Raw genomic sequence first — 14,050 nt, 5'->3', positions numbered from 1 at the left:
CGCCGCCAGCGTTCGTCCTGAGCCAGGATCAAACTCTCCGATAAAGAGTTTGAGCTTCGCTCAAATGAATTAACGGGTCACGTTCTGACCGCTCTTCAGTTTTCAAGGAACGCTTGTGTGAAGCGTTATTCGCTTCGTTTCGGTGCCTTCTGCTCTTTCGCAGCGACAAGATCTATCCTATCACTTTCAGCCGATCTTGTCAACACCTTTTTTCAACTTTTTTCGCGGCCGCCTCAGCGCCGGGCTTCTCAGCGCCGTTCGCGTCAGCGACAAGAAATAATTTATCATGGATCCGAAATATCGTCAAGCACTTTTTTTGATCTTTTTTACGAACCGAGAATAAATACCTTCACCAACACCAAACACACCAGTCCGGGCACCCCCAAAACCCCGATAATAAACGATGTTACTGGGTTGATCGGAATCCGAAAATGAATCCATTCGCCTGCCCAGTTTAACAAAAAGAGCACCAAAGCACCCACAGCAGTATAAAGGACACCATACCACAACCACTTGAAAGGTTGTACGAAAGACCGACTCAGCAGCATAAAAAAAATCACTCCTCCAATAGCAGCCGCCAACCACCAGCCTGTTTGCATCCGGCTCACTCCTTATACAAATGCGTTTTGTACAAGCATATGAGACAGCCAGATCAGGTAGAACCAGCCATGGAGGAGAGTGATGGTATTCCATCGAAAAACTGTTGCGTTTAGTTCAGCCCCACAAATCCATCACGACAGAAACGGTGTTATTTACCACATGAAACAGAATCGGAATCCAGATGCTGCCGAAAGCCGCGCGTAATCCTCCCAACAAGAGTCCCAAGACAAACAGGGAAGCCAAAAAGGCAACATCGACATGAAACAGCGCAAACAACAGAGCTGTTATGATCACGGCGGCGATTTTGCCCAACCGCCGAGACAGTAAGCTGAACAGAACTCCGCGAAATACCAGTTCCTCGGCGACGGGACCGATCAATCCCAACATCAGTACCTGCCCCGTCACGGAGATCCATCCTTGTTCCCGGGCTTGAGACACGCCTTGGGAGATGCTATCTTCCCGCCAGGAATTCAGCTCCAACGACAAACCCTTCGCCACAGGTTCCGTAACGACTGCGTCCAACAGATAAAACACACCCACATACAAAAGAATGACGACACCAACCGCCCACAACCATCGCTTCCAGGCCACCGAATAGAAGCCCAAGGTGGAGAGGCGGCCGCGAAACCACATCATCCCCGTACCCAACATAATGAGATGGGGGATATAAGGGAGAACCAGATCCAGTGAAGAACCGCTGGTCCCATCCAGTGCGTCCGGGGCCTGCATCCATACCAACAGATAAAACAAGAGTGTCAGCCACTGTACCCACGCAAAATAGGCGGCGAAATCCTTCATGTTTACCGAATCCCTTGCAAAGCCGCGGTTTCCTTTGCCGACACGGATGATACTAAAAAGCGTAAACATCACCGCACCGATGACGGTAAACACTACCCATCCCAGAAACAGAAAAGCGATTCCGATTCCAGGTTCGCTTCCTTCCTGAATTCGCCACAGCCCGTCGGATGTTTTTGTCCATTCCAAAGTAGCAAACTCCATGGGAATCATGAAGAAAAAGCTGACACAAAGGATCCAAGCAGAAACCAGCCACAGCCGATCTGATGTTGCAGGGGGATGTTTTATCTCATTTGATGGGGAAACTTGGGGCAGCATAAAAGCTGACTACTCCTCCCTGTTGTAATCACAACTCTCTCCGCCCTTCCAGGGCCTTGCTCAATGTCACTTCATCCGCATATTCCAAATCGCCGCCCACCGGCAATCCGTGGGCAATCCGGGTTACCCGGATTCCAAAAGGCTTCACCAAGCGTTGAAGATACATCGCGGTGGCTTCCCCTTCAATATTGGGATTGGTTGCCAAGATCAGCTCTTTCACCGTTTCGTCTTCCAAACGTTTCAACAAATCCGGAATATCCAGCTCATCCGGGCCAATGCCTTCCATGGGGGAAATCGCTCCATGCAACACATGGTATCGACCGTTATATTCCCGCGTTCGTTCCATGGCAATCACATCCCGCGGATCCTGAACCACGCAAATGATCGAATCATCCCGATTTTTATCCCTGCATACGGCACAAACTTCTTGGTCGGTGATATTGCGGCATACTTGGCACCGCTTGAGATCCCGCTTGGCCCGGACCAACGCTTTGGCCAGATCGATCACATCCTCTTCTTCCATCCCCAAGACAAAAAAAGCCAGGCGTTGGGCCGTTTTCGGTCCAATGCCCGGTAGCCGCATAAAGCCGTCGATCATCTTTGATATCGGCTCCGGTAGGTTCATCTAGGCCACTCCCATATCCTTATGATGAAAAGCAACGATTTAGAAGAAAAGCCTGTTCCTCAGAACAGGCCCGGAATATTGAGACCTCCGGCAAATTTACCCAAATCTTTGGCCACCAAATCATCCACTTGTTTCATCGCTTCGTTGATCGCCGCAGTAATCAGATCCTGCAGCATTTCCACATCCTCCGGGTCGACGGCTTCCGGTGCGATTTCGACACCCAACACTTGTTTATGCCCGTTCATTTTCACTTTGACGACACCGCCGCCAGCCGTACCTTCCACCTCTTTGTTCGCCAGCTCTTCCTGTGCTTTTTGCATTTGAGCCTGCATCTTTTTCATCTGTTTCATCATTTGATTCATATTTTTCATATCGGGATTTCCTCCTTGATTCGATTCGGGTCAATCCGTGATTTCTACCAGCTCTTCACCAAATAGCTCCACCGCTTTTTGCACGGGGTCCGTCTCCGCAGAATGGGAAGCAGCGTCCGCTGTATTCCGGTCACCGGATCCGGAAATGGCGACCGAAGTTTCCGCCGCTGTCTGCAAGTGCTCCCAGTCTGCCCGCATAATAGTGACCAATCGGTTGGGAGATCCCCAAGTCTCTTCCATTACCTGCTGAATCAATTGTTTATTGGCTTCTTTTTCGGTGGTTTCCCGATGGATAGTGTTTTTAAAAGCCACCAGGACACCCTCTTCCGTAGCGGCCACGGGATCACCGTCAATGAGCCAGGCATGGACCGTAATTTTTCGTTCTTTAACTTTGGCCAAGAGTTCCGGCCAATGTTGCTGTACGGTCTTCAGACGGGCGGGATCGGATTGTGCAGCCAATTCGGAGGCTTGTACCGGCATTCCGGCAACCATTTTTCGGGTCGGAGTCCCGCTTTCCCCGCGTGCCGGCACTTCTACGGACGCATGGGGGCGGGATGGAGCATCCTGCTCTGCCGGTGCCGGCCGGCGGCGGCTCAACTCCTCTACTTGCTTTTCCAACCGGCGCACCTGCTGCTGCAACTGTTTTACAAGGTCATGGTCCACTGTTTTACCGGTAATGGACTCTTCCGATGAAGAGCCTCTTTCCCGGCAAACCCGTACCAATACCATTTCCAGCAACACGCGCGGATGAGCCGCCCACTTCATTTGTTGCTGTGCCTGGATCAATGTATCCAGAACACCGTTCAACTGTTCCGGAGAAAATTGTCGGGCCAGCTCCTGCCAGGACGGATCCTCGGCCAGCCGGTTTTGGACTTCCTCCAGTTCAGGAGCCGCGCGGATCAATAACAGATCCCGGCAAGCATGAATCAAGTCTTGAACCAGCCTTTCCGGTTCCATTCCTTCCGCAAGCTGTTGATCCACCTGATCCAGGATTCCGGCAGCATCTCCGCCGGAAACCGATTCCAACATATCGACCAGCGCTTGGCGGGAAACAGAGCCGGTCACAGCCAAAACCGCTGCATCGTTTACCTGATCACCGCCAAATGCCAGCACCTGGTCCATCAGGCTGAGGGCATCCCGCATCCCTCCTTCAGCCGCCCGTGCAATGGAGACCAACGCGCTTTTTTCTGCTTGGATCCCTTGGGACTGTACGATATGTTCCAAGCGGGCAACGATGTGAGAAAGACCGATGCGCCGAAATGAAAAGCGTTGGCAGCGGGAGATGATCGTCGAAGGGAGCTTGTGGGGTTCCGTCGTGGCCAAAATAAAGATGACATGTCCGGGAGGTTCTTCCAGCGTCTTTAACAGCGCATTGAACGCTTCCGCAGTCAACATGTGCACTTCGTCCACGATGTACACTTTGTATCGCACTTCGGAGGGAGCATATTTCACTTTGTCCCGCAAATCGCGGATTTCATCGACACCCCGGTTGGACGCTGCATCGATTTCCACTACATCGAGCAGAGAGCCCTCCGTTATCTTCCGGCAGGCATCACATTCGTTGCAAGGTTCCGGCGCAGGTCCATTGGCACAGTTTACAGCCTTCGCCATAATTTTGGCCGCGGAGGTTTTTCCTGTCCCGCGCGGCCCGCTGAAAAGGTAGGCATGGGAAAAGTGTCCTTCAGCCAATGCGTTTTTCAAGGTTTGCGTCACATGTTCCTGTCCAACGAGATCGGAGAATGTCTGAGGTCGCCAAACTCGATATAATGCCCGGTATGACACGAGCCACACTCCACCTCCTCCAAGCCATTTGGTACGCATGGAGGCACATTTTCATGATAACCTCATCATACTACAGAAACGCCCTTTTTTCCAAAACAAACCCCCGCCGGAAAACCGACGGGGCTAATCGACTAGGTGAGGAAGGAGGACTGAAAAGGTGGTTCCCATTTCCTTGGAGCTGACATGTATATCTCCTCCGATATCTTGTAAGATCCGCTGGCAAACCGACAGCCCCAAGCCTGTCCCGTTTTCCTTGGTGGTAAAGAACGGGTCAAATATTTTCTCCTTGGCATAAGCCGGGATGCCCGGACCGGTATCCTGTACTTCCACCGCCAGTTTGTCTGTCTGCTTCAGCACCTTGATTCGTATCGTGAGAACACCACCGTCTCCCATAGCCTCGATGGCGTTTTTGCACAAATTAAGAAACACTTGTTTCAACAATTCGCTGTCTGCCATCACCTGCGGAAATTCCCTTCCGCCGCGGAATCGTACCTGGACATTGTGGAGCAACGCCTCATTTTGGATAATCGGCATTATTTCCTTTAATACGTCTGTTACTTGCACAGGAGAAAAACGGACACTTCTCGGTTTGCTTAACAACAGGAATTCGCTGACCAGATCATTGATGCGATCGATCTCCCGCAACATGATTTCCGTATACCCTTGCTCTTTTAAATCTCCCTTTTCCTTCAGCGCATGCTTCATTACTTGCAAAAATCCGCGAATGGAGGTTAATGGATTGCGCATTTCATGAGCAGTCCCCGCCGCGATCTGTCCGATCATGGCCAGTCTGTCCGTCTGTCGAATTTGCATTTCCAGCGAATTGATCGCCGTTACATCCCGGATGATCAAATACGAAACAACATTGCCAAAGTGGTCGAGTACTACCCGATCATAATCGACAAGCACCTGATAACAGGCCGCCCCCGTTTCCCAGGATGCCGCGTGATTGCAAAAAGGATACCCTTCTTTCACTTTCTCTAAAAGGTTATCCCCGTCCCTGAAAGCGATGCGGTCCAATAATTGAGACAGCTTCAATCCTAAAATGCCATCTCTTGATATGCCGAAAATCCCGCAAGCGGCGTCATTGATTTCGATAATCCGTTCCCAGGCATCTGTCACCACAATACCTTCATGCAGTTGTTCGATGATTCGATTCGCCAAGGAGAGCGCCTTGGAAACAAACAATAACAAATGAAATCGTCGGTCGTCAGTCATCCCGCTGATCCACTGGATGGAAATGGATTGAGGGGGTGCATTATGAACCAACAACGACCCGCTGACAAAATGAACCGGCCACGATGCATTCTCGGTGCAATGAAGAGTACGGTGCATACTTACCGGTATATGGACAACGGCCGAATACGGCTGATCCACTATCTCCCCTTCCGACAACCCAATCCATTTCAACAAACGGGGATTTGCCGTCATCACCCTTCCGCGGTCATCCACAACCATGGCAGCTTGAGACATTCGTTTCACCCAGGACTTCAGTTGTTGAAGCCCCATATCGAGGCGAAACGCAACAGGCGTATTTTGCCCGCCTTTACTCTCTGTGTACATACCATCCAGCACCCTCTCCATCCTACCGAAATCAATCCCCTTACCCAATGTTATATCGCACCAAATACTTAGATCTTTAATTTCCTCTTTTGCTCCTCATCTTCCTCCCCCGATTGGAAATATAATTGAAAAAAGGAGTTAATTTTTCGGTTTTACAAATTATAACTAAACAAGCTCTCCATTCGTCGAGGAGAGCTTGGATATCATCGTTATGTATACCGTGCACCCGCCATTGATCTCTCTTGCCTGGGCGGTGTCCATGCAATCGGCTCAGACCAGGCACCCCTGCGGCACACGGAAAAGTCTCCTTAGTGCTGCTTCCGTCAGGACCTGACACGGTTCGGAGGTTCCCGTTGCGCAGGACCTGGTCTTCAACGCTTCTCACATGGGCCTGACCCCACACAAAAAAGACCTCAAGCGGGAATTCAGCCCCGTTACAGCGGATTACGGGTACAGGGCACCGCTAACTCCCCGCCTAGCACGGTTTTATTATTATAACACACTCTAACCCCGTTTCTCAATGGAAATCCTCTATTTACTCAATTTAACAACTATACCGATTCAGCGGAAAAAAAATGAAATTGACCAACCGCGGACTGCAGAGACCGTGATGATCATCGTCGCCTATCGGTTTGCCAAAAAGAAGCCGCCCAATGATTGAGCGGCTTTCTTTTCGGTATCTGGCGGAGAGGGTGGGATTCGAACCCACGGTACGGGGAGATCCCGTACAACGGTTTTCGAGACCGCCTCCTTCAACCACTCGGACACCTCTCCACAACGAGGAAAGGATCTGCACAATGTATAATGTTAATGGTATATCGATCAAAAGTCAAGACAACAGCGGTACCAAGTCAAGGAAGACAGCGGAATCAACCGCATTGGATTACTTTTTCCGGCGTAAGTTACGGAAAAACTGAGTCAGCAGAGCCCCGCATTCTTGCTCCATCACGCCCGCTTCCACGGCCACCTGATGATTGAAGCGGGAATCCTGCAACAGGTTCATCAGCGTTCCTGCACACCCTCCTTTGGGATCGACCGCCCCGTATACCACCCGCTCCATCCGGGACAGCATGATCGCTCCCGCACACATGGGACAGGGCTCCAAGGTGACATACAATGTGCAGCCCATCAGCCGCCACCCTCCCAAACGCTCCGCCGCCTTACGGATGGCGATGATTTCAGCGTGGGCTGTGGGATCTTTATCCGTCTCCCGCAGATTATGACCGCGGCCGACAATTTCCCCTTCCCGGACAATGACGCATCCTATGGGTACTTCACCGATGGACTCCGCCTTTTTCGCCTCCGCAATCGCTTCTTTCATGTACAGTTCGTGATTCATTCAACTACCGCCTTTTGCCTCTGTCTGCTCCTGACAATGGGAACAGGTACCGTATATCTCAAACTTGTGTCCCGTGATTTCAAAACCTTCCGGCTCTCCCAAAATGGCATTCATCGGACAAAGATTCAACTGTTTCGTCCTGCCGCATTCCGTACAGATCAAGTGATGATGGTGATGATCGCCGCCGCAGTGAAAACGGTAGCGCCGCTCTCCTTCCCATTCGGTCCCCTCCACAATCCCCAGTTCTTCAAACAGGGAAAGATTGCGATATACGGTGTCCACACTGAGGCCGGGGTACTCTTTTTGCATCTCTTCCAGCACTTCTTTCGCCGTCAGATAACGATCCTTCCGGTTGAAAAGCTGCACCATGGATTCACGTTTGCCTGTATATTTGTATCCGTGACGTTTCAAGGTATCCAATGCTTCCCTGTAATTCACGAGTCACCCCTCCTTATGCGCGGGCCTGTTTGCGAAAAACCGGCGAATCCGGCGGCTCCCCTCTTTGATGGCCAGCACCGACAGCAAAATGGCCACAGAAACCAGTATAATGGTGCCGCCCGATGCCCAATCCAGATAAAACGCGGCCGCCAAACCGCTCAGCACCGCAATCTGGGCAAACAGCACGGACAACCACAAGGCCTGGCGAAAGCTTTTGGCAATCTGCAGGCTGGCCGCCACCGGTAATGTGATCAAGCCGGATACCAGCAAAATTCCCACCACGCGGATGGAAGCGGTGATCACCAAGGCGACACTTACAATAAACAAACCGTTGATCCAGCGGCGAGGGATACCGGACAAGGCTGCACTCTCCTCATCAAAAGAGAGAGCAAACAATTCCTTGTAAAAGAAAAACACGACCGCCGCCACAACCATGCCGGCTGCGGCAATCGACCAAATCTCACTTTTTCCCACTGCCAAAATGCTACCAAACAAATATCCCGCAACATCTACATTAAACCCGTTGGCGGCACTGATCAAGACGACACCCAGCCCAATGCCTCCCGACAGAATAACAGGGATGGCCAATTCCTGATAACTGCGGTACAAGCGGCGCAGCTGCTCCACAAAAAAAGACCCGATCATGGAAAAGGCCATGCCTACATAAATCGGATTGACGGATTGAAAAAAGGAGAAGTACTTTTGCAATAACAACCCGGCCGCCACCCCGGACAAAGTCACATGAGACAGTGCGTCCGCAATCAGAGACAACCGGCGCACCACCAGAAATACCCCGATCAACGGCGCAATCACACCGATGATCATTCCGGCCAATACTGCCCGCTGCATAATTTCATAATGTAAGATCATTTCCAACATGACCAAAAGATACCGCCCATAAACGGCATCCACTCCCCCCTTTCGCTTTTAATGGACATGATCGTGTTCCAATATCTGAACCTCGTGACCATAGGCTGCCGACAAAATCTCGCTGCGGCGGTTTTCAAACTCTCTAGAATCTCCATGGAAAAAGAGGCGCTTGTTTAAACAGGCGATCCGGTCCACATACGTAGTAATCGCACCGATATCATGGGTGACCAGCAGAAGAGTAAGCCCTTTATCCCGGTGCAGATGTGCCAGCAAGCGATAAAAGCGATCCACTGATTCCGCATCTACCCCTACTGTGGGCTCGTCGAGAACCAACAGTTGCGGATCGCTCACCAGCGCTCGGGCGATAAGTGCCCGCTGCTGCTGTCCTCCGGACAGTTCCCCGATATTTCGGCGGGCCAATGTTTCCAACCCCACCTGCGCGATGGCGTCCTGCACTTGTTCCCAATGACGGTCCTTCATCCGGTGAAACAACCCCAGCTTTCCATACAAACCGGAAGCTACCACTTCCCGGACCGTAGCTGGAAAACCCAGATTAAAACTACTCGCCTTTTGTGAGACATAGCCGACTTTCGGCCAGTCTTTAAACTGGCGGATCGGCCGGCCGAACAACGAAACCGATCCGCGGTCAGGGCTCAGCCGTCCTAAAGCCAGCTTAATCAACGTGGATTTGCCGGACCCGTTGGGGCCGACCAATCCCAGAAACTCGCCTTGTTTCAGGGACAAGTCCACTCCTTCCAACACCGGCTGCTCTCCATATGAAAAATAGATATTCTGAAGTTCCAACACCGTGGATTTCATGATCTCACACCCAGGGCAATGGCCAGATTTTTTGCATTCTGTTCCATAATGGAGAAATAATCTTCTCCTCTGGACTCTTGATCTTTGGTCAACCCTTCCAACGGATTCAGGGTGAGTGCTCGGGCGCCTATTTCTTCCTGCACGGATTTTTCCACTTTGGGATGAACCAACGTTTCAAAAAAGATATATTTTACTCGGTGTTTCCGCGCTTCCTCCACCACTCGCTTTAAATCTTTCGCTGTCGGCTCTTGGGAAGGAGACAGTCCGGAAATCGCGATTTGTTTCAAGTCGTACCGCTCTGCCAAATGCCCGTAGGCGGCATGGGAAACGATGATCTCTTTCCGTTTCGCCTGCTTGGTGATCTTCTTCAATTGTTGATCCAATGTGTCCAAGCGTTGGGCCAATTTTTGATAGTTGGCTTCGTATTCTTTTCGATGCTGGGGATCCTTTTTCACCAGCGCATCCCGAATGGCCGCCGCCTGTTTTTTCGCCAAAACGGGATCCAGCCATACGTGGGGGTCCACTCCCCCGTGATCATGCCCGTCCTCCTGATCGTGGGGATTCACTCCCCCGTGATCATGCCCGTCCTCCCGATGATGAGATTCAGAGGCTTTCAGATCAATGGACTTCGTGCTGTTCACGGTAAGCGCATGTTCTCCCAGGGCGGATTGGGCTTTCTCTGCCCAGCTTTCAAACCCCGCACCGTTATAGATAAACACGTCCGCATTCTGCAACTGCATCATATCCCGCGGCTTCGGCTCAAACTCGTGAGGCTCGACACCGGAGGGAACCATGTTGGTTACTTGCACATGCTTTCCCCCGATTTTTTCCGCAAAATCAGCCAGCGGATACATACTGGTGTATACTTGCAGTTTTTCGTTGTTTTTGGTTTGTATATCGGAACATCCGGCTGCCGCTGCAAGAATCAGAATCAGTACGGCCATCCAGCCATAGGTTATCCTTTTCACTTGCGACCCCCCACTATACGTACTAAACCCATCATTAGGTCTATCCCATTATAAGACATAAGATGCAAAGTTGTAAATCGTAAAAATTACGTTTTACACCAAAAAAAGAAGAACCAAGGAATCTTCCTTGGTCATGTCGAAAAGGGAGCGACGGATAGAAGGAAATTCACTTATATCAAGTTTCAGGCTACCCCTCGTACAGACCGCCGCTGACGAAGGAGGTCCACCCCCCAGCGGAGCAGCAAAGAAATCGCCATGAATCCGAGCAAGATGCCGGTATTTTGCACCAGTGTATCCGTGTTGCCGGTAGAAATCGCTGCCCGAAGTCCCTCGATCGAATACGTCATGGGCAGGAACGGATGCAGATCCCGGAAGAATGCTGGCAGCAACTCCACCGGATACGTACCGGCACTGGAGGTTAACTGCAACATCAGCATGACAATCGACAAAAATCGGCCGGCATCCCCCAAAACACCGATCAGCAAATGGTTGATCGCCACAAAGGTGAGCGCGACCACCCCGGTAAACAGGAACAACCAACCCGGTTTTACCGCTTGGATTCCCAAGCCCTCGGTCAACGCCGTCAACAAAATCATCGCTTGGGCCAGTCCGATAAGCAGGGCCGTCAGCGGGGACAAAGGGCGCGTCTCTCCCAAGACCGCTCGATTCAAGTCCATCACCGTAAAGAGAATCATCCCGCCGACCCACAGGGACAAAGAGACAAAATAAGGCGTAAAGCCGGTAGCGTAGTTGGGCACCCCATAAACACTTTCATCTTTCACGTTCACCGGATCGCTAATCAGCTTTGCTTTTTGGTCTGAATCCGCCAACTGTTTATTTGTCCGATCCGCCCCGTCACCCAATTTATCCGCCAGGACCTGTTGGCCGTATTCAATCTGGAACAATCCGTCTTTCAGTTCTTTGGACCCTTGGTGCAACCGGCTCAGACCGTCGGACAGCTTGCCGGGTGCGGCGGCCAATTGTCGAGCGCCGCTTTGTAAACGGTCCGCTCCGTCAGCCAGTGCGCTTTGGCCTTTTTCCAATAAGCTGAGTTTATCTGCCAACTGATGGGCTCCCTGGGACAAGCGGGCAGTCCCGTCGGCTTGTTCCTTCATCGCCGATTGCAGTTGGCCTACACCGTCAGCCACCTGGGTCTGACCGTCATGCAACTGGTCCACCGCCTCCCCCGCCTGATCAATCCCACCGTTTAGCCGGTTGGAGCCATTCGCCAATTCACCGTTTCCCTCAGCGATTTTGTCCAGCATGATCTTCAGCTTCAACGCTTCCGGATCTGCCGCCAGAGTAGGATGCCGTTTCAACAGGTCATTATAGGAATCCCTGGCTTCCCCGCTGGCAGCAGCTAGTTCAGCACTGCCGTCTTTCACTTTTTGGGCACCGAGCTGCAACTTGTGTTCAAAGCCGTCATTCAGCCGACCCAAACCGTCGCGAACCTGGTCAGCCCCCTCCTTCAATTTGTCCACTTTTTTCTGACCTTCGGCAACTCCTTGGTGCATTTGATCCAAACCGTCCCGCAGTTGGTCCGCCCCGCCTTTCAAACGGGCAGCACCATCATGGGAACGCCGGATTCCATCGGCCAGCTGACCGGCACCACTGCCAATCTGCCCTGTAGCCGAAGCAAGCCGGTTCACTCCATTTTGGATCAGTACGGTTCCCGTTTCCAGTTGTCCGGAAGCATCGGCTGCTTTCTGCGTCGAATCGGCCAACTTTTCCCCTCCGCTCGATGCTTTGGCCAAGTCTTTGGCAGATTGTCCCATTTTATCGAAAATTCCTTGGGCATAGACGCGGGTTAAGCTGTTTTCCATCTTCGATTCCAGCTTCCCGATCATCTGCTTCCCGATTTGGGAAGAAATAAAGTTGTATCCTTCATTGGCCAGATATTCGATTTGGCCCGGAGCAGGATGGTCTCCGACTACACTGGCCGCTTCCCGTGAAAAGTTTTTGGGAATGATCACGGCAAGGTAGTACCGGTTTTGCTTAAATCCATCCTCCATCTCGCCGCGGCTGACGAACTCCCATTTTATATCCGGATGCTTTTTCAGCTCCTCTACCAAATCGTTGCCGGCGTTAAAATGTTTGCCGTCCAAAACAGCCCCCTGGTCTTCATTGACCACGGCCACCGGCAATTGATCCATGTCGCTGTAGGGATCGAAAAATGCCCATAGATACAGGTAACAATAAACCAAGGGAATCATCAGGATGCCCGCCAGTGCTACCCGCATCTTCCGGTGTTGCCACAAATCCACCAAATCCATGGTGGTAAATCGAGAACGCATTATAATCCACTCCTTTCGGACATCCGCCGACACCCTGCGTGTTAAACACCCGGTATGGGACAAGGATTGAACTGACTGGTCAGTATAAAAGAGATTATACTCCCCTCATCTTCGTTTGAAAAGGGGGTCTCACATTTTAAACCCTTTGGGCTAGTCCCGCAAAGCACCGCAAATCAATGGTTCCAAGGTATCCAACATCACTTCGATCCGGTCCCCTTCCAGCAGTTCCCGATCTTCTGCCCGAAAAATTTCCTGCAGCACCGTCACGCTGATCGCTCCGAAAATGGCCACCGCCGTTTCATGTAGGCGATCCCGCGAAGAAGTGAACCGGCTGTCCCCTCCGCGTCGCAACACGCCTTCGATCAACTCCACCAAGTCCCGTATTCGGGCACGAAAGGCTTGTTGCCGTTCTTTGGATCCCCATACTTCACTCAACAACAGCTTGGCAAAGGTACCGTGATGATAAAGATAGGTCACCTTGGCCCGCAACAGCCCGCGAAGTTGATCCGCCGGATCTTGATGCGCTTCTGTCGCCCGGCGAACCACATCGGTAAACTTTTCCATACCGCTATTCATCAATGCGACGAATAACTCTTCCTTCCCTTTAAAATGATAATAGATCGTGCCTTTAGCTACTTGCGCCCTTTGGGCGATATCATCCATTTTAGCTCGCTCAAAGCCGCTTTCTGCAAAGATTTCCACAGCCGCACGAAATATTTGCTCCACTGTTTCCTGTTTCATACCATCCCCTCCATCCTTCCCGCCGATCCCTGATCTCTCAACAAAAAACGCCTCCCCGCCGCAAAAGTGAGCCCAGGGAGACGTCCGCACGTGGTGCGCCCGAGAGGAGTCGAACCTCCGACACGCGGTTTAGGAAACCGCTGCTCTATCCACTGAGCTACGGGCGCATGATATTACAATATATTCTATCATGATGATTGCATCAACAGCAACGTTTGTTTTTTCCACCAGCTGATGAAACTTTCGGCAAAAATCCGATCCGGAGCCTGCCTCCTGCATCCCCGGACCGGCTGACACCCTTTCCTTGTTTACAAACCTTTCATTCGGTCTTTTCCTTTGTGCCGCCGCCACTTTTTCCGCCACTTGGAGACCCATTCCTGCATCTCCAACACGAACCGGATCAAGGCGATGACGGCCATCAACAGTTGGACCCACCTTTCCATTGACCCTTCCCCCTTTCGGAGGCTCGCCCTTATTGGTTTCATTATAGAACATATGTTCGGGAAATCATACCCTTTCGACAAAAA

Annotated in this window: 14 protein-coding genes, 2 tRNA genes and 1 other RNA gene; all 17 read right to left on the bottom strand. The window is 51.5% G+C overall.

All coding sequences use genetic code 11. From position 1 onward, the window contains the following. Window positions 1-326 precede the first annotated feature (326 nt). Window positions 327-599, bottom strand: a complete 273-nt coding sequence (locus IEW70_RS02165; RefSeq protein ID WP_188646269.1) for a pro-sigmaK processing inhibitor BofA family protein — start codon at window positions 597-599, stop codon at window positions 327-329. A 115-nt stretch (window positions 600-714) separates the two neighbouring features. Beyond that, window positions 715-1,584, bottom strand: a complete 870-nt coding sequence (locus tag IEW70_RS02160; protein ID WP_188646268.1) for a CPBP family intramembrane glutamic endopeptidase — start codon at window positions 1,582-1,584, stop codon at window positions 715-717. Window positions 1,585-1,741: 157 nt separating this feature from the next. Further along, complete coding sequence (gene recR / locus IEW70_RS02155; RefSeq protein WP_188646267.1) at window positions 1,742-2,338, bottom strand: recombination mediator RecR; 597 nt, start codon at window positions 2,336-2,338, stop codon at window positions 1,742-1,744. A gap of 59 nt (window positions 2,339-2,397) precedes the next feature. Continuing rightward, a complete protein-coding gene (locus IEW70_RS02150; protein ID WP_188646266.1) occupies window positions 2,398-2,709 on the bottom strand; it encodes a YbaB/EbfC family nucleoid-associated protein in 312 nt (103 codons plus the stop codon). 30 nt (window positions 2,710-2,739) lie between these two features. Beyond that, a complete protein-coding gene (gene dnaX / locus IEW70_RS02145) occupies window positions 2,740-4,491 on the bottom strand; it encodes a DNA polymerase III subunit gamma/tau (protein ID WP_188646309.1) in 1,752 nt (583 codons plus the stop codon). A gap of 123 nt (window positions 4,492-4,614) precedes the next feature. After that, the gene (locus IEW70_RS02140) at window positions 4,615-6,066 is read right to left on the bottom strand and encodes an ATP-binding protein (protein ID WP_229751738.1); all 1,452 of its coding nucleotides are present in this window, start codon (window positions 6,064-6,066) and stop codon (window positions 4,615-4,617) included. Window positions 6,067-6,272: 206 nt separating this feature from the next. After that, window positions 6,273-6,538: signal recognition particle sRNA large type (ffs, locus tag IEW70_RS02135), an RNA gene on the bottom strand. 197 nt (window positions 6,539-6,735) lie between these two features. Next, a tRNA-Ser gene (locus tag IEW70_RS02130) sits at window positions 6,736-6,828 on the bottom strand. A 109-nt stretch (window positions 6,829-6,937) separates the two neighbouring features. Continuing rightward, window positions 6,938-7,393, bottom strand: coding sequence for a tRNA adenosine(34) deaminase TadA (gene tadA / locus IEW70_RS02125; protein WP_188646265.1), 456 nt, complete (start codon window positions 7,391-7,393; stop codon window positions 6,938-6,940). Then, window positions 7,394-7,831 (bottom strand): Fur family transcriptional regulator, encoded by a 438-nt coding sequence (locus IEW70_RS02120; RefSeq protein ID WP_188646264.1) that lies wholly within the window; start codon window positions 7,829-7,831, stop codon window positions 7,394-7,396. A 3-nt stretch (window positions 7,832-7,834) separates the two neighbouring features. Further along, complete coding sequence (locus IEW70_RS02115) at window positions 7,835-8,710, bottom strand: metal ABC transporter permease (protein WP_188646307.1); 876 nt, start codon at window positions 8,708-8,710, stop codon at window positions 7,835-7,837. Window positions 8,711-8,758: 48 nt separating this feature from the next. Beyond that, complete coding sequence (locus tag IEW70_RS02110; RefSeq protein WP_188646263.1) at window positions 8,759-9,520, bottom strand: metal ABC transporter ATP-binding protein; 762 nt, start codon at window positions 9,518-9,520, stop codon at window positions 8,759-8,761. Then, entirely contained in the window at window positions 9,517-10,488 is a 972-nt protein-coding gene (locus IEW70_RS02105; RefSeq protein ID WP_188646262.1) for a metal ABC transporter substrate-binding protein, read from the bottom strand. The genes IEW70_RS02110 and IEW70_RS02105 overlap by 4 nt, the downstream gene beginning before the upstream one ends. 182 nt (window positions 10,489-10,670) lie before the next feature. Beyond that, window positions 10,671-12,782, bottom strand: a complete 2,112-nt coding sequence (locus tag IEW70_RS02100) for a YhgE/Pip domain-containing protein (RefSeq protein WP_188646261.1) — start codon at window positions 12,780-12,782, stop codon at window positions 10,671-10,673. 150 nt (window positions 12,783-12,932) lie between these two features. Beyond that, window positions 12,933-13,523, bottom strand: a complete 591-nt coding sequence (locus IEW70_RS02095; RefSeq protein ID WP_188646260.1) for a TetR/AcrR family transcriptional regulator — start codon at window positions 13,521-13,523, stop codon at window positions 12,933-12,935. 91 nt (window positions 13,524-13,614) lie between these two features. After that, a tRNA-Arg gene (locus IEW70_RS02090) sits at window positions 13,615-13,690 on the bottom strand. Between the two features lie 141 nt (window positions 13,691-13,831). Then, window positions 13,832-13,966, bottom strand: coding sequence for a hypothetical protein (locus IEW70_RS18040; RefSeq protein WP_268234810.1), 135 nt, complete (start codon window positions 13,964-13,966; stop codon window positions 13,832-13,834). Window positions 13,967-14,050: the final 84 nt, after the last annotated feature.

Source organism: Marinithermofilum abyssi (assembly GCF_014641195.1).
Taxonomy (GTDB): Bacteria; Bacillota; Bacilli; order Thermoactinomycetales; family DSM-45169; genus Marinithermofilum; species Marinithermofilum abyssi.
Note: the sequence above shows the minus strand (reverse complement) of the source record. Positions and strands in the feature narration are given on the sequence as shown.

Excerpts from the sequence above, each read along its gene's own strand:
- IEW70_RS02110 (WP_188646263.1), bottom strand. The coding sequence starts at position 9,520 with ATGAAATCCACGGTGTTGGAACTTCAGAATATCTATTTTTCATATGGA.
- IEW70_RS02095 (WP_188646260.1), bottom strand. The coding sequence starts at position 13,523 with ATGAAACAGGAAACAGTGGAGCAAATATTTCGTGCGGCTGTGGAAATC.
- tadA (WP_188646265.1), bottom strand. The coding sequence starts at position 7,393 with ATGAATCACGAACTGTACATGAAAGAAGCGATTGCGGAGGCGAAAAAG.
- IEW70_RS02100 (WP_188646261.1), bottom strand. The coding sequence starts at position 12,782 with ATGCGTTCTCGATTTACCACCATGGATTTGGTGGATTTGTGGCAACAC.
- recR (WP_188646267.1), bottom strand. The coding sequence starts at position 2,338 with ATGAACCTACCGGAGCCGATATCAAAGATGATCGACGGCTTTATGCGG.
- IEW70_RS02150 (WP_188646266.1), bottom strand. The coding sequence starts at position 2,709 with ATGAAAAATATGAATCAAATGATGAAACAGATGAAAAAGATGCAGGCT.
- IEW70_RS02165 (WP_188646269.1), bottom strand. The coding sequence starts at position 599 with ATGCAAACAGGCTGGTGGTTGGCGGCTGCTATTGGAGGAGTGATTTTT.
- IEW70_RS02115 (WP_188646307.1), bottom strand. The coding sequence starts at position 8,710 with ATGTTGGAAATGATCTTACATTATGAAATTATGCAGCGGGCAGTATTG.
- IEW70_RS18040 (WP_268234810.1), bottom strand. The coding sequence starts at position 13,966 with ATGGAAAGGTGGGTCCAACTGTTGATGGCCGTCATCGCCTTGATCCGG.